The 24660-nt window shown below is 42.4% G+C and carries 21 protein-coding genes, 2 tRNA genes and 3 rRNA genes; 17 read left to right on the top strand and 9 right to left on the bottom strand.

Annotated elements, in window-relative coordinates; all coding sequences use genetic code 11:
• Positions 1 to 377: 377 nt before the first annotated feature.
• The 8 genes from EGT34_RS08795 (at position 378) to EGT34_RS08755 (ending at position 8137) form a co-directional block, all read left to right on the top strand.
• Positions 378 to 1914 (top strand): 16S ribosomal RNA (locus tag EGT34_RS08795).
• Between the two features lie 59 nt (positions 1915 to 1973).
• A tRNA-Ile gene (locus tag EGT34_RS08790) sits at positions 1974 to 2050 on the top strand.
• A 55-nt stretch (positions 2051 to 2105) separates the two neighbouring features.
• A tRNA-Ala gene (locus EGT34_RS08785) sits at positions 2106 to 2181 on the top strand.
• A gap of 340 nt (positions 2182 to 2521) precedes the next feature.
• Positions 2522 to 5412: ribosomal RNA gene (locus EGT34_RS08780) — 23S ribosomal RNA — on the top strand.
• Positions 5413 to 5597: 185 nt separating this feature from the next.
• Positions 5598 to 5712: ribosomal RNA gene (gene rrf, locus EGT34_RS08775) — 5S ribosomal RNA — on the top strand.
• The 16S, 23S and 5S rRNA genes sit together here with 2 tRNA genes alongside, the layout of an rRNA operon.
• A 191-nt stretch (positions 5713 to 5903) precedes the next feature.
• Entirely contained in the window at positions 5904 to 6254 is a 351-nt protein-coding gene (locus EGT34_RS08765) for a GFA family protein (protein WP_000455814.1), read from the top strand.
• A 19-nt stretch (positions 6255 to 6273) separates the two neighbouring features.
• Complete coding sequence (locus EGT34_RS08760) at positions 6274 to 6837, top strand: DUF4256 domain-containing protein (protein ID WP_000988423.1); 564 nt, start codon at positions 6274 to 6276, stop codon at positions 6835 to 6837.
• A 136-nt stretch (positions 6838 to 6973) separates the two neighbouring features.
• On the top strand, positions 6974 to 8137 hold the full coding sequence (locus EGT34_RS08755; protein ID WP_001176661.1) for an acyl-CoA dehydrogenase family protein: 1164 nt from the start codon (positions 6974 to 6976) through the stop codon (positions 8135 to 8137).
• 31 nt (positions 8138 to 8168) lie between these two features.
• Here the strand turns inward: EGT34_RS08755 and EGT34_RS08750 are convergent, their stop codons facing one another.
• The gene (locus tag EGT34_RS08750) at positions 8169 to 8768 is read right to left on the bottom strand and encodes a TetR/AcrR family transcriptional regulator (protein ID WP_000562188.1); all 600 of its coding nucleotides are present in this window, start codon (positions 8766 to 8768) and stop codon (positions 8169 to 8171) included.
• Between the two features lie 186 nt (positions 8769 to 8954).
• Between EGT34_RS08750 and EGT34_RS08745 the strand changes: the two genes are divergently transcribed.
• The 6 genes from EGT34_RS08745 to EGT34_RS08720 are packed head-to-tail and all read left to right on the top strand — an operon-like array spanning position 8955 to position 17322.
• The gene (locus EGT34_RS08745; RefSeq protein WP_060454605.1) at positions 8955 to 10760 is read left to right on the top strand and encodes an acyclic terpene utilization AtuA family protein; all 1806 of its coding nucleotides are present in this window, start codon (positions 8955 to 8957) and stop codon (positions 10758 to 10760) included.
• Between the two features lie 20 nt (positions 10761 to 10780).
• Positions 10781 to 11692 (top strand): SDR family oxidoreductase, encoded by a 912-nt coding sequence (locus tag EGT34_RS08740; RefSeq protein WP_000121944.1) that lies wholly within the window; start codon positions 10781 to 10783, stop codon positions 11690 to 11692.
• Between the two features lie 10 nt (positions 11693 to 11702).
• Entirely contained in the window at positions 11703 to 13316 is a 1614-nt protein-coding gene (locus EGT34_RS08735; RefSeq protein WP_000154086.1) for an acyl-CoA carboxylase subunit beta, read from the top strand.
• 42 nt (positions 13317 to 13358) lie between these two features.
• Complete coding sequence (locus tag EGT34_RS08730; RefSeq protein WP_000673025.1) at positions 13359 to 14516, top strand: acyl-CoA dehydrogenase family protein; 1158 nt, start codon at positions 13359 to 13361, stop codon at positions 14514 to 14516.
• A 10-nt stretch (positions 14517 to 14526) separates the two neighbouring features.
• Positions 14527 to 15363: an enoyl-CoA hydratase/isomerase family protein gene (locus EGT34_RS08725; RefSeq protein ID WP_000175515.1), complete on the top strand. Its 837-nt coding sequence runs from the start codon at positions 14527 to 14529 to the stop codon at positions 15361 to 15363.
• An 18-nt stretch (positions 15364 to 15381) separates the two neighbouring features.
• Positions 15382 to 17322, top strand: coding sequence for an acetyl/propionyl/methylcrotonyl-CoA carboxylase subunit alpha (locus tag EGT34_RS08720; RefSeq protein WP_000672550.1), 1941 nt, complete (start codon positions 15382 to 15384; stop codon positions 17320 to 17322).
• 104 nt (positions 17323 to 17426) lie between these two features.
• On the opposite strand, the gene EGT34_RS08715 is transcribed toward EGT34_RS08720, so the two are convergent.
• From EGT34_RS08715 to rplM, 5 genes are all read right to left on the bottom strand, one after another.
• Positions 17427 to 18083 (bottom strand): hypothetical protein, encoded by a 657-nt coding sequence (locus EGT34_RS08715; RefSeq protein ID WP_000863331.1) that lies wholly within the window; start codon positions 18081 to 18083, stop codon positions 17427 to 17429.
• Between the two features lie 17 nt (positions 18084 to 18100).
• A complete protein-coding gene (locus tag EGT34_RS08710) occupies positions 18101 to 18529 on the bottom strand; it encodes a ClpXP protease specificity-enhancing factor (RefSeq protein WP_000003705.1) in 429 nt (142 codons plus the stop codon).
• Positions 18530 to 18535: 6 nt separating this feature from the next.
• Positions 18536 to 19189 (bottom strand): glutathione S-transferase N-terminal domain-containing protein, encoded by a 654-nt coding sequence (locus EGT34_RS08705; RefSeq protein ID WP_000110146.1) that lies wholly within the window; start codon positions 19187 to 19189, stop codon positions 18536 to 18538.
• A 170-nt stretch (positions 19190 to 19359) separates the two neighbouring features.
• The gene (rpsI, locus tag EGT34_RS08700; protein WP_000224786.1) at positions 19360 to 19746 is read right to left on the bottom strand and encodes a 30S ribosomal protein S9; all 387 of its coding nucleotides are present in this window, start codon (positions 19744 to 19746) and stop codon (positions 19360 to 19362) included.
• A gap of 12 nt (positions 19747 to 19758) precedes the next feature.
• Positions 19759 to 20187 (bottom strand): 50S ribosomal protein L13, encoded by a 429-nt coding sequence (rplM, locus tag EGT34_RS08695; protein ID WP_000854895.1) that lies wholly within the window; start codon positions 20185 to 20187, stop codon positions 19759 to 19761.
• 172 nt (positions 20188 to 20359) lie between these two features.
• Between rplM and pdxA the strand changes: the two genes are divergently transcribed.
• From pdxA to EGT34_RS08680, 3 genes are read left to right on the top strand one after another with little or no spacing between them, the layout of a single operon-like run.
• Positions 20360 to 21343, top strand: a complete 984-nt coding sequence (gene pdxA / locus EGT34_RS08690) for a 4-hydroxythreonine-4-phosphate dehydrogenase PdxA (protein WP_086242020.1) — start codon at positions 20360 to 20362, stop codon at positions 21341 to 21343.
• Between the two features lie 23 nt (positions 21344 to 21366).
• Positions 21367 to 22179: a 16S rRNA (adenine(1518)-N(6)/adenine(1519)-N(6))-dimethyltransferase RsmA gene (rsmA, locus tag EGT34_RS08685; protein ID WP_000284347.1), complete on the top strand. Its 813-nt coding sequence runs from the start codon at positions 21367 to 21369 to the stop codon at positions 22177 to 22179.
• Positions 22180 to 23019, top strand: coding sequence for a symmetrical bis(5'-nucleosyl)-tetraphosphatase (locus tag EGT34_RS08680; protein ID WP_000167236.1), 840 nt, complete (start codon positions 22180 to 22182; stop codon positions 23017 to 23019). It abuts the gene before it with no gap.
• A gap of 42 nt (positions 23020 to 23061) precedes the next feature.
• On the opposite strand, the gene EGT34_RS08675 is transcribed toward EGT34_RS08680, so the two are convergent.
• From EGT34_RS08675 to EGT34_RS08665, 3 genes are all read right to left on the bottom strand, one after another.
• On the bottom strand, positions 23062 to 23505 hold the full coding sequence (locus tag EGT34_RS08675) for a DUF2147 domain-containing protein (protein ID WP_000514366.1): 444 nt from the start codon (positions 23503 to 23505) through the stop codon (positions 23062 to 23064).
• An 84-nt stretch (positions 23506 to 23589) separates the two neighbouring features.
• Positions 23590 to 24264, bottom strand: coding sequence for an LrgB family protein (locus EGT34_RS08670; protein ID WP_000480820.1), 675 nt, complete (start codon positions 24262 to 24264; stop codon positions 23590 to 23592).
• Between the two features lie 10 nt (positions 24265 to 24274).
• On the bottom strand, positions 24275 to 24646 hold the full coding sequence (locus tag EGT34_RS08665; RefSeq protein WP_000357904.1) for a hypothetical protein: 372 nt from the start codon (positions 24644 to 24646) through the stop codon (positions 24275 to 24277).
• Between the last annotated feature and the right edge of the window lie 14 nt (positions 24647 to 24660).

Genomic DNA, 24660 nt, shown 5'->3' with positions numbered 1-24660 from the left:
AATGCACATCCATCGGCGGTGATGCAGATAGAAACTTGTTGAAAAACAGTTACTTGTGATTAGATTGATTGCTTTAAGTGATGAATTTGATGGTAAGTTGGTTTGGAGAATAAGTTTTAAAAATATCGAAATTACCTGTTGACTTTTAAGAGATTAAGAGTAATATAGCCGACCTAGCTTGCTGGTGACGAACTAGTAAGAAGATCATTAAGAGAATTGAAGAACAACTTGTGTGGATTTTTACTGATTGATTAATCGAAATAATTTTCATTGATTGATTGGTTTAAATTACTCGAAGTTTATTTGAGCGAAATTTAAGTCAGTAATTGATGAGCCAGAATTGGCACCTTGTCTATAAATAAGGTGCAAAATGATTTTAACTGAAGAGTTTGATCATGGCTCAGATTGAACGCTGGCGGCAGGCTTAACACATGCAAGTCGAGCGGGGGAAGGTAGCTTGCTACTGGACCTAGCGGCGGACGGGTGAGTAATGCTTAGGAATCTGCCTATTAGTGGGGGACAACATCTCGAAAGGGATGCTAATACCGCATACGTCCTACGGGAGAAAGCAGGGGATCTTCGGACCTTGCGCTAATAGATGAGCCTAAGTCGGATTAGCTAGTTGGTGGGGTAAAGGCCTACCAAGGCGACGATCTGTAGCGGGTCTGAGAGGATGATCCGCCACACTGGGACTGAGACACGGCCCAGACTCCTACGGGAGGCAGCAGTGGGGAATATTGGACAATGGGGGGAACCCTGATCCAGCCATGCCGCGTGTGTGAAGAAGGCCTTATGGTTGTAAAGCACTTTAAGCGAGGAGGAGGCTACTTTAGTTAATACCTAGAGATAGTGGACGTTACTCGCAGAATAAGCACCGGCTAACTCTGTGCCAGCAGCCGCGGTAATACAGAGGGTGCGAGCGTTAATCGGATTTACTGGGCGTAAAGCGTGCGTAGGCGGCTTATTAAGTCGGATGTGAAATCCCCGAGCTTAACTTGGGAATTGCATTCGATACTGGTGAGCTAGAGTATGGGAGAGGATGGTAGAATTCCAGGTGTAGCGGTGAAATGCGTAGAGATCTGGAGGAATACCGATGGCGAAGGCAGCCATCTGGCCTAATACTGACGCTGAGGTACGAAAGCATGGGGAGCAAACAGGATTAGATACCCTGGTAGTCCATGCCGTAAACGATGTCTACTAGCCGTTGGGGCCTTTGAGGCTTTAGTGGCGCAGCTAACGCGATAAGTAGACCGCCTGGGGAGTACGGTCGCAAGACTAAAACTCAAATGAATTGACGGGGGCCCGCACAAGCGGTGGAGCATGTGGTTTAATTCGATGCAACGCGAAGAACCTTACCTGGCCTTGACATACTAGAAACTTTCCAGAGATGGATTGGTGCCTTCGGGAATCTAGATACAGGTGCTGCATGGCTGTCGTCAGCTCGTGTCGTGAGATGTTGGGTTAAGTCCCGCAACGAGCGCAACCCTTTTCCTTACTTGCCAGCATTTCGGATGGGAACTTTAAGGATACTGCCAGTGACAAACTGGAGGAAGGCGGGGACGACGTCAAGTCATCATGGCCCTTACGGCCAGGGCTACACACGTGCTACAATGGTCGGTACAAAGGGTTGCTACACAGCGATGTGATGCTAATCTCAAAAAGCCGATCGTAGTCCGGATTGGAGTCTGCAACTCGACTCCATGAAGTCGGAATCGCTAGTAATCGCGGATCAGAATGCCGCGGTGAATACGTTCCCGGGCCTTGTACACACCGCCCGTCACACCATGGGAGTTTGTTGCACCAGAAGTAGCTAGCCTAACTGCAAAGAGGGCGGTTACCACGGTGTGGCCGATGACTGGGGTGAAGTCGTAACAAGGTAGCCGTAGGGGAACCTGCGGCTGGATCACCTCCTTAACGAAAGATTGACGATTGGTAAGAATCCACAACAAGTTGTTCTTCATAGATGTATCTGAGGGTCTGTAGCTCAGTTGGTTAGAGCACACGCTTGATAAGCGTGGGGTCACAAGTTCAAGTCTTGTCAGACCCACCATGACTTTGACTGGTTGAAGTTATAGATAAAAGATACATGATTGATGATGTAAGCTGGGGACTTAGCTTAGTTGGTAGAGCGCCTGCTTTGCACGCAGGAGGTCAGGAGTTCGACTCTCCTAGTCTCCACCAGAACTTAAGATAAGTTCGGATTACAGAAATTAGTAAATAAAGATTGAGATCTTGGTTTATTAACTTCTGTGATTTCATTATCACGGTAATTAGTGTGATCTGACGAAGACACATTAACTCATTAACAGATTGGCAAAATTGAGTCTGAAATAAATTGTTCACTCAAGAGTTTAGGTTAAGCAATTAATCTAGATGAATTGAGAACTAGCAAATTAACTGAATCAAGCGTTTTGGTATGTGAATTTAGATTGAAGCTGTACGGTGCTTAAGTGCACAGTGCTCTAAACTGAAATGTTGAAGTTACTAACTTGTAGGTAACATCGACTGTTTGGGGTTGTATAGTCAAGTAATTAAGTGCATGTGGTGGATGCCTTGGCAGTCAGAGGCGATGAAAGACGTGATAGCCTGCGAAAAGCTCCGGGGAGGCGGCAAATATCCTTTGATCCGGAGATGTCTGAATGGGGGAACCCACCTACTTTAAGGTAGGTATTGCAACATGAATACATAGTGTTGCAAGGCGAACGAGGGGAAGTGAAACATCTCAGTACCCTTAGGAAAAGAAATCAATTGAGATTCCCTCAGTAGCGGCGAGCGAACGGGGATCAGCCCATTAAGTTATGTGTGTTTTAGTGGAACGCTCTGGGAAGTGCGAACGTAGAGGGTGATATTCCCGTACACGAAAGGGCACACATAATGATGACGAGTAGGGCGAGGCACGTGAAACCTTGTCTGAATATGGGGGACCATCCTCCAAGGCTAAATACTCCTGACTGACCGATAGTGAACCAGTACCGTGAGGGAAAGGCGAAAAGAACCCCTGTGAGGGGAGTGAAATAGATCCTGAAACCGCATGCATACAAGCAGTGGGAGCACCTTCGTGGTGTGACTGCGTACCTTTTGTATAATGGGTCAGCGACTTATATTCAGTAGCGAGGTTAACCGTATAGGGGAGCCGTAGAGAAATCGAGTCTTAATAGGGCGTTTAGTTGCTGGGTATAGACCCGAAACCAGGCGATCTATCCATGAGCAGGTTGAAGGTTGGGTAACACTAACTGGAGGACCGAACCCACTGTCGTTGAAAAGCCAGGGGATGACTTGTGGATAGGGGTGAAAGGCTAATCAAGCCTGGTGATAGCTGGTTCTCCCCGAAAGCTATTTAGGTAGCGCCTCGGACGAATACCATAGGGGTAGAGCACTGTTTCGGCTAGGGGGTCATCCCGACTTACCAAACCGATGCAAACTCCGAATACCTATGAGTACTATCCGGGAGACAGACTGCGGGTGCTAACGTCCGTAGTCAAGAGGAAAACAATCCAGACCGCCAGCTAAGGCCCCAAAATCATAGTTAAGTGGGAAACGATGTGGGAAGGCATAGACAGCTAGGAGGTTGGCTTAGAAGCAGCCACCCTTTAAAGAAAGCGTAATAGCTCACTAGTCGAGTCGGCCTGCGCGGAAGATGTAACGGGGCTAAAACTATGTGCCGAAGCTGCGGATGTATACTTTGTATACGTGGTAGGGGAGCGTTCTGTAAGCCGATGAAGGTGTGTTGAGAAGCATGCTGGAGGTATCAGAAGTGCGAATGCTGACGTGAGTAACGACAAAACGGGTGAAAAACCCGTTCGCCGAAAGACCAAGGGTTCCAGTCCAACGTTAATCGGGGCTGGGTGAGTCGACCCCTAAGGCGAGGCCGAAAGGCGTAGTCGATGGGAAAATGGTTAATATTCCATTACTTCTGTGTAATGCGATGAGAGGACGGAGAAGGCTAAATCAGCCTGGCGTTGGTTGTCCAGGTGAAAGGATGTAGGCATGTATCTTAGGCAAATCCGGGGTACTCTATGCTGAGATCTGATAGCAAGCTGTACTTGTACAGCGAAGTGGTTGATGCCATGCTTCCAGGAAAAGTCTCTAAGCTTCAGTTACACAGGAATCGTACCCGAAACCGACACAGGTGGTCAGGTCGAGTAGACCAAGGCGCTTGAGAGAACTCTGCTGAAGGAACTAGGCAAAATGGTACCGTAACTTCGGGAGAAGGTACGCTGTTGTTGGTGATGGAACTCGCTTCCTGAGCTGACGACAGCCGCAGAAACCAGGCCGCTGCAACTGTTTATTAAAAACATAGCACTCTGCAAACACGAAAGTGGACGTATAGGGTGTGATGCCTGCCCGGTGCTGGAAGGTTAATTGATGGGGTTAGCGTAAGCGAAGCTCTTGATCGAAGCCCCAGTAAACGGCGGCCGTAACTATAACGGTCCTAAGGTAGCGAAATTCCTTGTCGGGTAAGTTCCGACCTGCACGAATGGCATAATGATGGCGGCGCTGTCTCCAGCAGAGGCTCAGTGAAATCGAAATCGCTGTGAAGATGCAGTGTACCCGCGGCTAGACGGAAAGACCCCGTGAACCTTTACTGCAGCTTGACACTGAACTTTGACCTTACTTGTGTAGGATAGGTGGGAGGCTTTGAAGCTGGAACGCTAGTTCCAGTGGAGCCGTCCTTGAAATACCACCCTGGTAATGTTGAGGTTCTAACTCTGTCCCGTGATCCGGGACGAGGACCGTGTCTGGTGGGTAGTTTGACTGGGGCGGTCTCCTCCTAAAGAGTAACGGAGGAGTACGAAGGTGCGCTCAGCGTGGTCGGAAATCACGCGTAGAGTATAAAGGCAAAAGCGCGCTTAACTGCGAGACCCACAAGTCGAGCAGGTACGAAAGTAGGTCTTAGTGATCCGGTGGTTCTGTATGGAAGGGCCATCGCTCAACGGATAAAAGGTACTCTGGGGATAACAGGCTGATACCGCCCAAGAGTTCATATCGACGGCGGTGTTTGGCACCTCGATGTCGGCTCATCTCATCCTGGGGCTGAAGCAGGTCCCAAGGGTATGGCTGTTCGCCATTTAAAGAGGTACGCGAGCTGGGTTTAGAACGTCGTGAGACAGTTCGGTCCCTATCTACCGTGGGCGCTGGAAATTTGAGAGGATCTGCTCCTAGTACGAGAGGACCAGAGTGGACGAACCTCTGGTGTACCGGTTGTGACGCCAGTCGCATCGCCGGGTAGCTATGTTCGGAAGGGATAACCGCTGAAAGCATCTAAGCGGGAAGCCTACCTCAAGATAAGATTTCCCTAGGACTTTATGTCCTCTAAAGAGCCGTTCGAGACTAGGACGTTGATAGGTTGGATGTGGAAGCATAGTGATATGTGAAGCTGACCAATACTAATTGCTCGTGAGGCTTGACTATACAACACCCAAGCAGTTGTATATGAAGCATCAATCGATTCTTAAATATGCAAGACAACTTGATTTAGTTATACCTCTAGCTAAAATGAACAGATAAAGTAAGATTCAATTCAGCCCAGTCTGTTACAGATTTGGAAAACGCTTCGGCATTAAATAAGACCCAAGCAAGTATCCATAAACAGTTGTGCTGGCGACCATAGCAAGAGTGAACCACCTGATCCCTTCCCGAACTCAGAAGTGAAACCTCTTAGCGCTGATGGTAGTGTGGGATTACCCATGTGAGAGTAAGTCATCGCCAGCTCATTATTCTAAACACCCCAAGCTCAAAAGAGGTTGGGGTGTTTTTTTATATGGGAAAGCAATCAATAAAGAATTATTTAAATATAGAATTACAAATCATTTTTGGATGCTTACATGGTTCTATTAGATTGAAAATTGAACTAAACGGCAGAATATTATAAAACTATAAAAATTAGAAATAGGAAAAATGAAATGGAATATAAAGGAAGTTGTCATTGTGGTCAGGTAAAGTTTGCCGCGGAAGGTGAGCTAACAGAAGCCTTATCTTGTAATTGTTCTATCTGCCAAAAGAAAGGGTCTTTACTTTGGTTCCTGCCGGCTAATCAGGTTACCGTTACTTTAGATTCTTCTGATATTTTAGCGAATTACAGTTTTAACAAGCATGTGATTAATCATTATTTCTGTAAAAATTGCGGTATTCCTCCCTATGCTCAAGGTATAGATGCCCAAGGTAATTCGATCTTTGCGATTAATGTTCGATGTATAGATGATATTGATTTAGAAAAGATAAAAATAAATTATTTTGATGGGCGTTCTGTTTAATAACTATAAGGTTTATTCAATGATGACTAAAAAACAATTAACTTCAAAACAAATAGATATGTTGCTTGAATTATTAAAAAATAGATTTGAAAAGAATATACATCGACATAAAGAAATTGATTGGACGAATGTGCGAGCTAAACTCATTAAGTCTCCAGACAAACTATGGGCATTGCAGGAAATGGAAAATACAGGAGGAGAGCCGGATGTTATTGCTTATGACCAGCAGAAAGATGAATATTTGTTTATAGATTGCTCTGTTGAGTCACCGAAAGGTCGTAGAAGCCTTTGCTATGACCGAGAGGCCTTAGAATCTAGAAAAGATCAACCTCCTAAAAATAGCGCAATAGACTTAGTCCAAGAAATAGGGGCTGAACTCCTAACAGAAGAGCAATATCACCAATTACAACAGCTCGGGGAGTTTGATCTAAAAACATCAAGCTGGCTTGCTACTCCAGAGGAAATCCGAAAATTAGGAGGAGCTCTTTTTGCGGACCGTCGCTATGGTCGAGTCTTCATCTATCACAACGGAGCCCAGTCATATTATGCAGCTCGTGGTTTTCGCTGCTGTTTAAGGGTATAGGTCTTGCGAATCAACTCGATCGTTTGGATTTGATATTTTATGCCAAGAAAATGGAGATTCTTGCAACTTTTGACTCATGGTAAACATGACAAGATATGTTCTGGAATTAAATAAAAACATCAGGACATTTCTAAAAATGCAGCTCAATCCAATTTACTATAATGAACAACATATAGCTTTTGCCGATAATGTTCGTAGATTTGTACAAAAAGAAATGACACCTTTCGTTAATGAATGGGATGAGGCTGAGACATTCCCAAGAGAACTTTATAAAAAGGCTGCCGAAATTGGATTATTGGGTCTAGGTTTTTCAGAAGAATATGGTGGTATTCCAGATGCAGATCCATTCTATTCATTACTGGCTGGTATCGAAATGGCAAAGGCGGGTTCAGGTGGGGTACATATCTCGCTCATGGTCCATACCATTGGCGCCCCTCCCATTCAGCACTTTGGGAGTGAGGAGTTAAAGGCTAGAGTTCTGCCAGGTATTATTTCCGGTGAGAAAATTTCGGCTTTAGCGATTACAGAACCTGGTGGCGGTTCAGATGTTGCTGCATTACAGACTAAAGCTGTCAGAGATGGGGATTATTATATTGTTTCGGGCGAGAAAACATTTATTACATCGGGAATTCGTGCAGACTATTATACAGTTGCAGTGCGTACTGATCCGACAAAAACGGGTGCAGAAGGCATTTCAATGTTACTCATTGATGCACATAGTGAAGGTATTACTAAAACGCCTTTGAAGAAAATGGGATGGTGGGCATCAGATACGGCACATTTGCATTTTGATCAAGTACGAGTACCTGCATCAAATCTACTTGGCAAAGAAAATGCTGGTTTTAAAGTTATTATGAATAACTTTAATATGGAGCGGTTTTTCTTGGGAGTAGTCGCTTATGGGTATGCATTAGTCTGTTATGAAGAAGCTTTAGAGTGGGCACAGCAACGTAAAACTTTTGGTAAGCGATTAATAGATCATCAAGTAGTACGCCATAAATTGGTAGATATGGCAACCCAACTGACCTCAACGCGGGCATTACTTGAAGAAACAGCATGGAAAATGACTCAGCCGAAGTTACAAGGACCTGAGTTGGTGGCGCAAATTTCAATGCTTAAAAATGTTGCGACTCGCACTATGCAATTTTGTGCTGATGCGGCTGTACAAACATTAGGTGGTATGGGCTTTATGCGAGGTACCAAGTCAGAACGTATTTACCGTGAAGTGAAGGTCAATATGATTGGCGGTGGTGCTGAAGAAATTATGAAAGATTTGATTAGTAAACAGCTTGGTTATTAATTCTTATAAGGTGGACTTTGAGCCACCTTTTTTATTTCAAAGCCATTTCCCAAACCATTTCCGTTAACTCATCAATTTTGACTTTACCCTCAGATTTATACCAAGTTACAGTCCATGAAATTGCACCGCCAATTAAGCGTCGCCAAATAAAAGCATCGTGTTTGACTTTACCTTGTGTGCGTAACTTTTCTATAACGTCGAGCCAGATTTGTTCATATTCATTACGCATTTTTAAAAGATAATCTTGCTTTTCTTTTGATAGGGCGAACCATTCGTACACCAACACAGCCATGGCTGCACCAGTATCTCCAGTAATTGAGATCAGTTCGGCTTTAATAAGAGCACGTAATTGTTGTTCTGGGTCTGTAGATTGAGTTGCTGCATCATTTAAACGGGCAAGATTATAGATAATGGTCTGTTCCATCACATGAGCGAGGATATCATCTTTACTTTTGAAATGATGAAATAAGCTTCCCGATTGGATTCCAATAAACTGAGCAAGTTCACGAACAGTGGTTTTATCATAGCCTTGCTTATGAAAAAGATAGGCAGCACCGTGCAATAAACGGCCACGTGGACTGTCATCAAAGCAGGGAATATTTGGAATCTGTTCAATTGAGGTGGCAATCATGTGCTCAGTTTGTTCCTTTATCTAAAAGTCTATAGTGGAAATTTTCACTAAATTTCATCGCATTTCAGGTTATTTGCTGAATTTGGAAGATTTGGTCAACATCACAATAACATTTTGCGCTTTACAAACCAAGCGCTTGCTTGGTAATGTTGAGGCTGATTTTTAGACAAAATAATGAGAAATAGAATGGCAAATAATCAGCAGGATGATCATCGAGTCGTAAAAATAGGGTGTGCCTCTGGGTTTTGGGGAGATACCAATACTGCCGCTTTTCAGTTAGTGCATTTGACCGATATTAATTATTTGGTTTTTGATTATTTGTCCGAGATTACCATGTCGATTATGGCAAAAGCGAAGATGGTAGAACCGAAACATGGTTACGCTTTAGATTTTGTCAGTCGTGTTATGGCACCCTTACTAAAAAAAATTGCTGAAAAAAAGATTAAAGTGATTAGTAATGCGGGTGGTGTTAATCCATTAGCTTGTCGGGATGCCTTGCAAAAAATTATTAAAGAGTATGGTCTAGATCTGAAAGTAGCTGTGGTGTTAGGTGATGATCTTTTGCCAAAACATGAGCAGCTAAAATCACAGAATATTCAAGAAATGTTTAGCGGAGAAGCGTTGCCAGAACAGGTGGCAAGCAGTAATGCTTATTTAGGCGCGGTTGCTATTCGTGACGCCTTAGACTTAGGTGCAGATATTGTGATTACGGGTCGTGTAGTTGACTCTGCTGTGGTACTTGCACCCTTACTTCATGAATATCAGTGGTCGCTCGATGATTATGACAAATTGGCACAAGGTTCGTTGGCAGGGTATGTGATTGAATGTGGAGCCCAATGTACGGGTGGTAATTTTACCGATTGGCAATTGGTACAGGGCTTCGACAACATGGGCTTTCCAGTGGTTGAAGTGAGTGAAGATGGCTCATTTGTTGTAACTAAGCCTCAAGGTACAGGTGGTCTGGTTTCTACTGCTACAGTTGCAGAGCAAATTGTTTATGAAATAGGCAATCCTCAAGCATATTTACTACCCGATGTCATTGCTGATTTCAGCCACGTGCATTTAGAGCAAGTCGGGGAGCACCGAGTTCGTGTGATGGGTGCAAAAGGACAAGCACCAACTACACAATATAAAGTCAGCGCGACTTACCCAGATGGATATCGGGTTTTAGTGAGTTTCCTCATTGCAGGACGTGAGGCACCACAAAAAGCACAAGTCATTGCTGATGCGATTTTGACTAAGTGTGAACGTGTTTTAGCAATGCGCTCAGTGCCGCCATTTAGTGAAAAGTCTGTTGAAATTTTAGGTATTGAAAGTACCTATGGCGACCATGCCCAAACATTAAATAGTCGTGAAGTTGTGGTCAAAATAGCTGTAAAACACATGTTTAAAGAAGCATGTATGTTCTTTGCATCTGAAATTGCACAAGCTTCAACAGGTATGGCTCCAGCCTTGGCAGGAATTGTTGGAGGCCGACCCAAAGCATCTCCAGTGATCAAATTATTTTCATTTTTAATTGATAAAAATCAGGTGAATGTTGAAATCGATTTTGATGGCCAACGTCACGCGGTTGAAATTCCACAAGGGGTTTCTACAGAGCAATTGCTTACATTGACGGCAGGTGAAAATGCAGTTTATCAAGGAGATGAAATTGAAGTTCCTTTGATTGAAATTGCGCATGCCCGCAGTGGTGATAAAGGCAATCATAGCAATATTGGCGTGATTGCACGTAAAGCAGACTATTTACCATGGATTCGTGCAGCACTAACTGAACAGTCTGTTGCAAGCTATATGCAACATGTCTTGGATGCTGAGAAAGGGCGAGTAATTCGTTATGAGTTACCGGGTTTAAATGCACTGAATTTTATGTTGGAGAATGCCTTAGGTGGTGGTGGTGTTGCCAGCTTACGTATTGATCCGCAAGGTAAAGCCTTTGCCCAACAGTTATTGGATATGCCTGTTAAAGTTCCGGCACATCTTTTAGAAAAATAAAATGAATGGATGAAACAAAGATGAGTTATCAATCAATATTTAGACCAGGTGCTTTCGCCAATAAAGTCATTATTGTGACAGGTGGTGGCTCAGGAATTGGACGCTGTACTGCACATGAGCTTGCAGCCCTCGGCGCTCAAGTAGTGATTACAGGACGCAAAATTGAAAAATTAGAGAAAGTAAGCCAAGAAATAATAGAAGATGGGGGCTTAGTTCATTTCATTGTTTGTGATAACCGTGAAGAAGAACAAGTGAAAAATATGATTGCCGAAGTGATTGAAAAATTCGGCAAACTCGATGGTTTGGTAAATAATGCAGGCGGGCAGTTCCCCTCAGCTTTAGAGAATATTTCGGCGAATGGTTTCGATGCAGTCGTGCGTAATAATTTACACGCAACTTTCTATCTAATGCGTGAAGCTTATAACCAATGGATGGCTAAACATGGTGGCAGTATTGTCAATATGACTGCTGATATGTGGGGCGGTATGCCGGGAATGGGACATTCTGGTGCTGCGCGTTCAGGAGTTGATAACTTAACTAAAACAGCATCGGTTGAGTGGGGCAAATCAGGCGTTCGTGTAAATGCGGTTGCACCGGGGTGGATTGTGTCATCCGGTATGGATAATTATAGCGGTGATTTTGCCAAAGTGATTATTCCAAGTCTTGCTGGCAATGTACCGCTAAAACGTATGGGAACTGAATCAGAAGTTTCATCGGCGATTTGTTATTTACTGTCCGATGCTGCGGCTTTTGTGTCAGGTGTAACTTTGCGTATTGATGGCGCTGCATCGCAAGGGACACGCATGTACCCACTAGCCGAAGCGACAAATAGTCAGTCTTATAATGGTTTCCATCGCGCGTTTATTCCTGAAATTTTTAAAAAAGATAAGACTGAGAAAGTCGAGCACAACAATAATTCAGGCTCGGAGTGAGGAATAAAAAATGACCATTCTTCAATCCGAAATTACTGTTGGTAGTGAACAGTATCAAAAGAATAAAGAGGCACTACTTGCTCAACTGAGTGAAGTCCGTGCAATTCAGCAAAAAAGCATTGATAAATCGTATGCTGCTAAACCGAAATTCGATAAAAAGGGCAAGATTCTGCCGCATGAGCGTATACGGTTATTGCTCGATGCTGATTCGCCTTTTGTCGAGCTTTGTGGTTTGGTTGGCTACAACATGCATGATGACAAGGATGGCTCCGAAGCTGGTGGTGGTGTAATTGCTGGCATTGGTTTTGTCAGTGGTGTGCGTTGTCTGGTCTCTGCAAGTAATAGCGCGATTAAAGGCGGGACCATGTCTCCTATGGGGGTACAGAAAACTTTGCGTTTGCAAAAAATTGCCTTAGAACAAAAACTCCCGCTGATTACGCTGACCGAAAGTGGCGGTGCTAACTTAAATTATGCAGCTGAAGTATTTACCTATGGTGGTATGACTTTTGCCAATCAGGCACGTTTGTCTGCAGCAGGTATTCCACAACTTGCAGTGGTACATGGGAATGCAACGGCAGGAGGAGCTTATCAACCAGGTCTTTCGGATTATGTCATTGTAGTACGCAAACAAACAGAGATGCTTCTTGCAGGTCCACCTTTACTTCTGGCTGCCACGGGTGAAGTCGCCACAGCGGAGGAATTGGGTGGGGCTGAAATGCATGCACAGGTTGCTGGAACAGCAGAATATTTGGCCGAAAATGATGCTGACGGTATTCGGCTTGCACGTGAAATTTTTGAACACCTCAACTGGAAAGAGCAAATCAAACCAGTTGATGTGACTTATAAAGAGCCTCGTTACGATACCGAGGAACTGTTGGGTGTTATTCCAAGTGATCCTAAACAACCATTTGATATGAAAGAAGTGGTTGCCCGTATTATTGACGATTCAGATTTTCTAGAATTTAAGCAGGAATATGATGATTTAACGGTATGTGGCTGGGCAAAAATTGGAGGCTTGCATATCGGTATTATTACCAATAATGGCCCGATTACGCCTCAAGGAGCAGCGAAAGCAGCTCAGTTTATTCACTTATGTGAACAGACCAACCGTCCGTTATTATTCTTACATAACACTACTGGCTTTATGGTGGGAACCGATGCCGAGCAAAATGGCATTATTAAGCATGGCTCAAAACTGATTCAAGCGGTTGCCAATTGTACTGTACCTAAAATTTCAATCGTTGTGGCAGGGTCATATGGTGCTGGTAACTACGCAATGTGTGGTCGGAGTTTATCGCCAGATTTTATTTTTGCTTGGCCGAACTCGCATGTTGCTGTAATGGGAGCTGCACAGGCCGGAAAGGTACTACGTATTGTTGCTGAAGGGAAACAAAAAGCTTCCGGGCAGGAACCGAATCCGCAAATGCTCGATTTTCTTGAGCAAAGTACAGCCATGAAATTAGAGCAGCAATCTACCGCGCTTTTCAATACGGCCATGCTACATGATGACGGCATTATTGACCCGCGAGATACCCGAAAATTACTTATTTTCCTTTTAGAAACTATTTATGAAGCACAGCAACGCGAACTAAATCCGACCCGTTTTGGTGTGTCTCGTTTTTAATCAATCTTTACCGTAATTAAAAAAATTAATAGGAACAACGCCATGAAATTTACTGCCGAACATGAAGCATTACGTCGCACAGCGCGTCAATTTGTTGAAAATGAACTGAATCCGAATATTCCGGAATGGGAAGAAGCTGGACGTTTCCCGATCCACGAAGTATTTAAAAAGATGGGTGATCTTGGCCTATTGGGGATTTGTAAGCCTGAGGAAAATGGTGGTCTGGCTTTAGATTACTCTTATAACTTAGTTGTGGCTGAAGAAATTGGACGCGCAGCTTGCGGCGGTGTGCCTTTAGCCATTGGTGTACAAACCGATATGGCAACACCTGCTTTGGCGCGTTTTGGTAGCAAAGAATTACGTGATGAGTTTTTAACACCAGCCATTGCTGGAGAATATGTTGCCTCAATTGCGGTATCGGAAGTACATGCTGGTTCGGATGTTGCTGCTATTAAAACAACTGCTAAAAAAGATGGAGATGACTATGTCATTAACGGCAGCAAGATGTGGATCACCAACTCACTACAGGCTGATTTCTTCTGTCTTTTAGCCAACACATCTGACGATAAACCTCACGTCAACAAGTCGATGATTATTGTACCGGCAAAAACTAAAGGGATTAGTTTTTCAGAGCCGTTAAATAAATTAGGGATGCGTTCAACGACCACAGCGCAGGTTTATTTAGACAATGTACGTGTACCACAGCGTAACTTGGTTGGCGTTGAAGGTATGGGCTTCATGATGCAGATGATGCAATTTCAGGAAGAGCGTTTATGGGCTTGTGCTAATGCAATTGGTGGTTTGGAAAATTTAATTCAAAAGACTATCGCCTATACCAAAGAGCGGACGACGTTTGGTCAACCACTCATTAATAACCAATATATCCATTTTCGTTTTGCCGAACTCATGACTGAAGTAGAAGCGCTTAAAGCCTTAACCTACCAAGCGTGTGAACAGCATATTGCTGGTGAAGATGTGACCAAACTGGCATCTATGGCAAAGCTCAAAGCAGGCCGTTTAAGCCGTGAAGTTGCCGATAGCTGTCTACAATATTGGGGTGGCAATGGCTTTATGTGGGATAACCCTGCATCCCAGCTATATCGTGATGGTCGTTTAGGCTCTATTGGTGGTGGAGCAGATGAGATTATGTTGGTGATTATCTGTAAGTTGATGGATATCTTGCCAAAAAAACAAAAATAAGGAATCAACCATGACACTTTCAGCATCGCTTCAAGCTTTAGATATTGATGACAGTATTCAATTAGAACAAGACGGCAGTGTTTTATATCTTTGGTTAAACCGACCAGAGAGCCGTAATGCCATGAACTTGAATATGGTCAATGCGATTCAACAAGTTTTTACTGCCATTCGTGATGATCTTTCAATTCGTGCAGTCATCTTTCGTGGTGAAGGTGGGACTTTCTGCGCAGGTGGTGATATTAAGGACATGGCTGCTTTACGCGTTGAAGCAACTAACATTGGTAGTCTACAACCTTATACTGACTTTAACCGCCGTTTTGGTGCCATGCTTGAGCAAGTTGAAGCTGCACCACAGACTGTTGTGGTCATTTTAGAAGGTGCGGTGTTAGGTGGAGGTTTTGGGCTGGCATGTGTTTCTGATGTTGCCATTAGCCGTGATAATGCGCAGTTTGGTTTACCTGAAACTGGGCTTGGTGTGATTCCTGCTCAAATTGCTCCTTTTGTGGTGAAACGTATTGGCCTGACTCAGGCACGTAGGCTGGCTTTACTCGGCATGCGTTTTGAAGGGCATACAGCACTGAGTGTCGGTGTGGTTCATCAAATTGCACATAATGAAATTGAACTTGAACAAGCTTTACAAGAAACAATTCAGCAAATTAAACGAGCAGCTCCTCAAGCTTCACGTGTGACTAAAGCACTGTTACATCGAACACTCAATGAACCTTTAAATAAGTTGCTAGATGATGCTGCACAGCAGTTTGCTCAAGCGGTTGGTAGTGCTGAAGGACAAGAAGGAACGATGGCTTTTATCCAGAAACGGTTACCAAATTGGGCCGATGAAACATAAGAGATAAGGATAAAAATAATGAAATTTTCAAAAATACTGGTTGCCAATCGTGGTGAAATTGCAGTTCGAGTTATGCAAACAGCCAAGGCAATGGGTTACCAAACCGTCGCAGTTTATTCCGATGCAGACCGTAATGCTCGCCATGTGCAAGAGGCTGATGAAGCTGTTTATATTGGTGCGTCAAAAGTATCTGAGTCATATCTTTCAATTACCAAGATAATAGACGCATGCAAAAAAACTGGGGCGGATGCAGTTCACCCCGGCTATGGTTTTTTGTCAGAAAATACTGATTTTGCTCAGGCATGTATCGACAACCAGATTACCTTTATTGGGCCTACCGCTTCTGCAATTGAGTTAATGGGCAGTAAACGCCTTTCAAAAATCGCCATGATTGAGGCGGGTGTCCCTTGTGTGCCGGGCTATGAAGGTGACCGACAAGATCTCGAATATTTAGCAACTCAAGCTGAGCAGATTGGCTTTCCAATTATGGTCAAAGCTTCTGCAGGTGGTGGCGGTCGTGGCATGCGTTTGGTACAGCAAGCATCCGCGTTGTTTGAGGCATTACAAACCGCACGTTCAGAAGCTGAAAATGCTTTTGGTTCTGGCGAGCTCATTTTAGAAAAAGAAGTTATTGCTCCGCGTCATGTCGAAATTCAGGTTTTTGGTGATACACATGGTAACTATGTGTATTTGTTTGAGCGCGATTGTTCAATCCAGCGCCGTCATCAGAAGGTTGTTGAAGAAGCTCCATGTCCGGTGATGACGCCTGGACTACGTCAGCAAATGGGTGAGGCAGCTGTAGCAGCGGCAAAAGCATGTGCTTATGTCGGGGCAGGTACAGTTGAGTTTTTGCTAGATGCATCGGGTGCATTCTACTTTTTGGAGATGAATACCCGTTTGCAGGTAGAACATCCGGTCACTGAGCTTATTACAGGGTTAGATTTAGTTGAATGGCAGTTACGTGTGGCGAATGGTGAGCAGTTACCTTTAAAGCAACAGGAATTGACCTTAAATGGACATGCTATTGAAGTGCGCTTGTATGCAGAAGACCCACGTCAGGATTTCTTACCACAAACAGGAAAAGTTTTACGCTGGAAGCCTGCAGCTTTGCCAAATGTGCGAATTGATCATGGCATGTTAGCAACTGATGAAGTCAGTCCATTTTACGATCCGATGGTAGCAAAGGTGATTGCCTATGGGAAAACCCGTGAGGATGCGATTCGCTTACTGGCTCGTGCAGTCGATGATAGTGTTTTACTTGGAGTGAATAGTAATAAACAGTTCTTGGTCAATTTACTGCGCCATCCAGTTGTTGTCGCAGGGGATACCAATACTGCATTCATCCAACAGCATTTCAAAAATGATCCGAGCTTACACTATCAAGTTTTATCTTTAGAAACCTTAGCGATTGCTGCAGCACTATTTAGCCAAAGTAAAGGTACTGCAGTGTGGCAAACTGGGCTTGGTGTGCCATTACCGTTAAAATTACAAACTGCCGATCAGCAAATTCAATTGCAGCTTTCATCTGTAAATAACACATTCACGGTAAAGTTCTGTGAACAAGTAGTTTGTATTGATGTGCTTGAGAAAACGCCAGAGCAACTAGTTTACTTAATTGATGGTGTACGTCGCCGTGTTCAATATGTATTGGATGATGATCAGCTTTATCTAGATCGGGGTAATGGCAATGTTTTGATACGCAATATGACTTACGCTGCACCAGAAGCTACCGATGTAGCGGGAGATGGCAAAATTCGAGCACCGATGGATGGGGCTGTGGTGAATATTCTGGTCAATGAAGGCGATCAAGTAGTGAAGGGACAAACATTATTGATTCTTGAAGCCATGAAAATTCAGCAACAGATTAAATCTGATGTGGATGGTGTAGTCGCTGAAATTTTAGGTCAACAAGGTCAACAAGTGAAAAAACGGCAAATGCTGTTTAGTATCCAAATTTAAGAGAAGAGCAATTGTGGTTACTAGTAATCACTATTGATTTATAGAAGATGATTATTTAAATCAAAAAAGGGAACATACGTTCCCTTTAATTATAAAAAACAAAATTATACAAGCTGTGTATACATACAATAGAGATAGCCTAAAATAGCTAAAGCAACAAGAGGAGCGATAACTTTTGACCATGCAGGAATAAAAGTTTCGATAGGTTGCTCTTCAACATGTAAATCTTCATGATGTGGTTGGGCTTGGTGAACCATTTGGTTGAACTCCTTCATTGTTGCATCCAATGATAGCTCTTCTTGTTCAACAGGTTTAGAACCAATGAGCTCTGTTAGATGGTTTGTTGACCAAACCCAATCTTCAGCTTGGCCAGATAAATGTTCAACTTGCCCTAAAATGAGCTCTTTTAAACCACTTTGGCCGAAACCACCAGTCTCATCAAGTTGATTAAGTTCTGTTAACTGTAATGCCAGAATCTCAGAAATACTTTGCTCAAGTTCAGTATTTTTTAAAACTGACTTATTGTGTTTTGACGTAGTTAGATGACGTGCAACTTCTTGAATATACAATGGATCGGCAGTTTTGATTTCATGATAAATTTTATTGTCGTCCTGACGCCATAAGCTGATTAATTTACCAAGCGTCAATATATTCACTTCGTCAATCAGCTTATTTTTCTCATTGGCTGGATATTGATTTAAAAGCTGAGGCTTTTGAATTTTTATTTGCTCAGCAAAGTATTGGACTAAATCAAATGCCATACTTTATTCCTCTAAAATTAATCTAAAATTCTTAATGTTGGCTTTTTCTTGGTTGGTTCAGATGTTTCTTGTGTTTCTGAGTCTAACTTATCTTCTACAGGCGCTACATTGGCATATTCTTCAGGGTCAAAGAATAAACCTTGTCCATTTTCACGTGCATAAATACCTAAAACTGCTTGAATAGGTACGTAAATATCTTTGGAAACGCCGCCAAAACGTGCTGAAAATGTAATCGCATCATTGCTAATGAGTAGTTGATGTATCGCATGAGGCACAATGTTTAAAACAATTTGTCCATCTTTCACAAACTGTTGTGGTACATCAGTGTGCGGTTGTGTTGCATCAACGAGTAAATAAGGTGTGAGTTGATTGTCACAAATCCATTCATAGATTGCACGAGCAAGATAAGGACGTGTAGGGGTTAATTCAATAGTTTGCTCAGACATATCACACTATTCCATATTTAATAGTTCATTGTAACGGGTTTTCTCTTGGGGCGTCATTGATTTAACAAAAGAAGGGCGGCTAAAGATACGTTTACAATACAAAAATATAGGTCGACACTGCTGCTTTGGTAAATCAATTCCCATGCTATTAAGTCTCACAAAAATTGGAGCAAGCATACAGTCCAGGATTGAAAAATTTTCGGACATAAAATAAGGGAAATGCTGAAATAAAGGGGTAAGTGATATTAAGGTGTCACGCAATTCTTTTTGTGCTTTTTGTTTTTGTTCTATATTTAACGTATCTGCATGTCTGAGCATATGATCGGCCAACTTAAACCAATCATTTTCAAGACGCCAAATATATTGGCGTTGCTCTGCACGTGCCATAGGGGCATCGGCATATAGTTTATTCTGACGATATCGATCATCTAGATACTCAGCAATGATAGGTGCTGAAAATAATTTAAGATTTTGCTCAACCAGCATTGGCAATTGATTATAAGGATTTAGGCTTGCCAGATCTTCATCTTCGTGATCAGTTACGATTAATTGATATTTAATTTGTTTTTCTGCCAATAAAAAACGGATCCAGTGTGAACGGAAATCATCAGCATGGCTGTAAAGGGTAATTCCCTGAATTGAGGTGTTTTCGACCGACATATCACAAGGTATGGTTGTGTGAATCGGTTAGAATACTAAAAATATGCGTGGAAATCACGGTGACAAAGATAGAGTTTCATATATTTATCTGTTTCAATCATCTACAAAATGAATATGCAATAAAAAAGCCTTGGGAAAACCAAGGCTTTTTGTCCGATTCGGTAAACGAATTAACGTTTAGAGAATTGAGGACGTTTACGAGCTTTACGTAAACCAAGTTTCTTACGTTCAACTTCACGAGCATCACGAGTAACGAAACCAGCTTGACGAAGAACAGGTTTTAAAGTTTCGTCAGCAGCGATAAGTGCACGAGTAATACCGTGACGGATCGCACCAGCTTGACCACCGATACCACCACCTTTAACAGTGATGTAAAGGTCATATTTTTCAGTAGCTTCTAAAAGCTCTAAAGGTTGACGAACAACCATACGAGCAGTTTCACGACCGAAATATTGCTCTAAAGTACGGTTGTTAATAACGAGTTTGCCTGTACCAGCTGACAAGAAAACACGTGCAGTTGCGGTCTTACGGCGACCTGTACCATAATTAGTAGCCATGTGCTGTATCCCTTAGATGTCCAAAACTTGTGGCTGTTGAGCAGCGTGTGGATGCTCGCTACCAGCGTACACTTTCATCTTCTTGATCATTGCATAACCAAGAGGACCTTTTGGCAACATGCCTTTAACAGCACGTTCAAAGATTTCTTCAGGTTTGTGAGCAACTAATTTTTCGAAATTAGTTTCTTTTAAACCGCCTGGGAATTCAGTGTGGCGATAGTATTTCTTGTCAAGCGCTTTGTTACCAGTCACTTGAACTTGTTCAGCATTGATAACGATGATGTAGTCACCAGTGTCAACGTGAGGAGTATAAGAAGTTTTGTGCTTACCGCGTAAACGACGTGCAATTTCAGTCGCTAAACGACCAAGAGTTTTACCTGTAGCATCAACAACGAACCAATCGTGTTGTACTTCAGCAGGCTTTGCGCTGAGAGTTTTCATTCAAACACTACCTATTATAGTTGGTTTGAGCTAGACATCGCTCAAACAAAAAGGAGACGAGATTCTAAACGAGTTTGTTGTCAATCACAAGAAAAATCCCATATAAGCTACATAATTTTATCCCTAATCCGATGAATGTAGGATATGTTAAAATAATTCAAATTTTAGAGATGTGTCGGGGGTGATTGTGCTGCCTTTATATGTCACTTCTGGTGAACCTGCCGGTATTGGTCCAGATATTTGTTTAAGTCTGGCAAAACGGGTTGATGAACGTCCTGTTGTGGTTTTGGCTGATCGAAATCTATTACAACAACGCGCTCAAAAGCTTGGTCTAGACATTAAATTTTTAGAGTATAGCGGACAAGCTGAATCGTCTTTGCAAGGCGAGCTTTATATAGAACATGTACCCCTAGAAACTATAGTCGTTGATGGACAGCTTAATGCTGCTAATGCCGCTTATGTATTAGAGCAATTACGTCGCTCAGCTGATTATGCTATGTCTGGTAAGAGCGTCGGTGTAGCCACTGCTCCTGTTCAAAAGTCGGTGATTAATGATGCAGGGATTTTATTTAGTGGACATACTGAATATTATCAAGAATTTGCAGGGGTAGAGCGTGTTGTTATGATGCTGGCAACGAAAACGTTGCGGGTGGCTCTGGCGACAACTCATTTACCATTAAGAGATGTTGCAGATGCAATTACCAAAGAACGCTTGCATCAAGTGATTGGTATTTTACTTCACGACTTAAAGACCAAATTTAAAATTAATGATCCTCGAGTCTTAGTATGTGGGTTAAATCCTCATGCAGGCGAAGATGGTTATTTGGGACGTGAAGAGATTGATACGATCAATCCGGTACTTGAGAGCTACCGATCACAGGGAGTTAAATTAAGTTTAAGTTTGCCAGCTGATACTTTATTTACGCCTGAACATCTTAAAAATGCTGACGCTGTTCTTGCGATGTACCATGATCAAGGCTTACCTGTGTTAAAATCACAGGGTTTTGGTGAAGCAATCAATATCACATTGGGCTTACCATTTATTCGGACCTCGGTCGATCATGGTACTGCTCTGTCTTTAGCTGGGACAGGATTGGCAAAAAGCTCAAGTTTAAATGTCGCTGTCGATTTAGCTTTATCCTTGGCAGCGAGTTAAATTTTTCATGTTGGAAATGTTCTATGTATCAAATTAATGCCCTAAACCCGAAAGATGAAGGGCATAAAGCTCGTAAACGTTTTGGTCAAAACTTCTTACATGATCAACGAGTCATTGCCAAAATTGTACGCTCAGTCAATCCGCGTACGGGTGATAATATTGTCGAAATTGGTCCAGGTTTAGCTGCTTTAACTTCTCCTTTAATTGGAGAATGTGATGCATTAACTGTAGTTGAATTAGACCGTGATTTAGCTGCCGGCTTACCTGAACGCGTGCCACATCCAGAACGTTTAACTATCGTAGAAGCTGATGCATTAAAATATGATTTTAGTCAGCTTGTAAAAGATGGGCGTCCATTACGCGTTGTCGGCAATTTGCCTTATAACATTTCTACACCATTACTTTTTCATCTCTTGGAATTTGGTAGCCAAGTTAAAGACATGCACTTCATGTTGCAAAAAGAAGTGGTAGAACGTATTACTGCTGAACCGAATACAAAAGAATATGGCCGTTTATCAGTCATGATCCAATATTATTGTCAGCCTACCTTTTTATTTGAAGTTCCAGCAGGCGCATTTAACCCGCCACCAAAAGTGACAAGTGCAGTATTTCGCTTAGTTCCTTACGAACAAAAACCAATTACGGCGAAAGATGAAAAAGCTTTAGCTCGCTTGGTTGCCCACGTCTTTACTCAGCGCCGTAAAACGCTAAGAAACAGTCTTAAAGGTATGTTAGCAGAAGATGGTTTCGAGAAAGCAGGAGTCGACCCAATGGCTCGTCCAGAAACTTTAACTCTTGCAGAGTTTGTGGCTTTGGCAGATCAAATGGTGGCATAAATGACTAAGCGCTATAACTATGTAATTGGAGATGTGCAAGGTTGTTTTGAGGCACTCAAAGCGCTATTAAAAGAAATACGTTTTGACCCTGATCAAGATTTTATCTGGTTTGCTGGTGACTTGGTTGCACGTGGTGAAAACTCTGTAGGTGCTCTACGTTTTATTAAAAAACTAGCTGATCGAGGGGCTGCTGCTACCGTATTAGGTAATCATGATTTAACCCTGATTGCCGGTGCTCGTGGTCTTAAGGAAATTAAAGAAAAAGATCGCACGCAGGATGTTATCGACGCCGTGGATGGTGATGATCTTATCGATTGGTTACGTAAACAGCCGTTATGTTTATTTCCAAATGAGCAAACAATACTGACGCACGCAGGTGTACCTTGTATTTGGGATGCACAAAAAACTGCTGCATTGGCAAAAGAAGTTGAGGCTATATTGGCGCATGATGATTTATCTGTGCTAGATGCATTTTTAGCTGAAATGTATGGTTCAAAACCCGATCTTTGGACAGATGATTTGACAGGCAATGAACGTTTACGCTGTATTACCAATTACTTAACTCGTATGCGTTTAACTAATGCAGAAGGGGCTTTGGAGTTTAGTTTTAAAGATACTTTAGATGCACCAATGCCAGAAGGTTATTTACCGTGGTTTGAATTTCCAAGTAAGGCTGCACAAACCCATCAAATATTTTTTGGACATTGGGCTGCTTTAGAGGGTAGAACTATTAGTGAACACATCCAAAATGTTGATGGCGGTTGTGTATGGGGTAAAAACTTAATTGCTTATCGTCTTGAAGATCAACAAGCTTTTTCTGTGAGCAACCCTGTTATGTAATAAAAAAAGCCGCTGAAGCGGCTTTTTTTATTTTTAAGATATTTATTCTAGGCGAATCCAGATCTGATTACGGCCTAAAGCAGATACCCCAAGGTAACCGCGCATATGTAGACGTTTACCATTTGCACTGAGTTTTGCTTTTAATCCGTAAACTTTACCCGTATTTGGGTCTAGAATTTTTCCACCTGTATAGGTTGAATTATCAGTTTGCTTGAGCCCGGTTGCGATATCTAAGCCTAAAATAGGCTTATTGGTATAAGGTGCAGGACAGTTATCACAAATTTCTTTTGGTGTATAACCTGGGCGCGGTGTAATTTTTACGATTTTACCTGCATAAGTACCATTTGCCTCTTTCCGTATTTCTACATGTGCTTTAGGTGTACCTGTTTTATCGTCAATCGTTTGCCAAAGACCTGTAATATCAGCTGCAAAAGTAGCTGTATTTATTCCCACTAGGAGCAAAGCTCCAACAAAAAATTTCCCCATAATCAAAAAATCCTTTTAGATTTGAAAGATCCATCTTATTTGTAATTAATAACGGGTTCAATGTTTATTTAAACTACTTTTTAATCAGTGTGTTCCAAAAGATAACATAAAGGTTGGTAGCCAAATAGCAGTAAATACACCGTTTAATGCCATGCCAAATGCCGCATAACGGCCTGCTACAGGTCCACGTTGCCAAGCCTGAGCAGTTCCAATTGCGTGTGCAGCTAAGCCTAGAGCTAAACCTGAGGCTCTTTCATCGTGTATATGCTTAAGTAAAAATGGTGAAAATGCTGCACCAATAACTCCGGATAAAATTACAATGAGAGTGACTAATGTCTCTGGAGCATGTAATAAGGTCGCGATGTTTAAAGCAATTGGGGTGGTTACTGCACGTGTAGCAAAAGCCAAAATAGTCGGCTCAGACATATGTAGTAGGTAAGCAAGACTCATTGGTAAAGCAACGGCACTAATGCTGGCAAAGCACAAAATGCCAATCACCGATTTAAGAGGTAAATCGTCATAACGCATTGCAGCCAAAGGTATAGCTAAAGCAACCGTGACATATCCTAATAAATGGCTAAATAAATCATTTACGTAAAGCCGGTATTCTTCATAGGGAACTTTCAAGATTGATAATAGCCCAATGACAATGAACATGCCGAAAACTAAAAGAGGAACTTGAGGAAAGCGGCGGTTTAATGGTTTTGCACAAAGGTAGCCAACTAAAGTGATCAAAAATCCATAAAGAATCATAAACATTTTATTCTCCTTATAACCAATGTTTTGCCATTTTTGCATAGACCCACAAGGGTATAAGGGTGCTTACTACCAAAACAAAAAGAAATAATGGAATTTCTTTACCCATATGCACCAGCATAATTAAGGAGCCTGCACAAATAGGTAAAAAAGCAAAACCACTTTCTTTCATGACTTTATTATTAGTATCGACAAGTCTTAGCGGGATTTTCTTAAATTTACGCCAAATGAGTAAAACGATAAGTAAACTAATTAAACCTACCAGATTGCCTAACTCTGGATGACCAAAAGCACGCATAACGACGACTGAGCCTTCGCGAAAACCGATAATAAGTAGTAAGGTTCCTACCCATGCTGCCCAGTCTATACTTTTGATCTTATCCATATTTTTTATCTCTA

It is taken from the genome of Acinetobacter sp. FDAARGOS_558, from assembly GCF_003937785.1.
Taxonomy (GTDB): Bacteria; Pseudomonadota; Gammaproteobacteria; order Pseudomonadales; family Moraxellaceae; genus Acinetobacter; species Acinetobacter baumannii.
The sequence above is the reverse complement of the archived record's forward strand: the minus strand, read 5'-3'. Positions and strand labels throughout refer to the sequence as shown.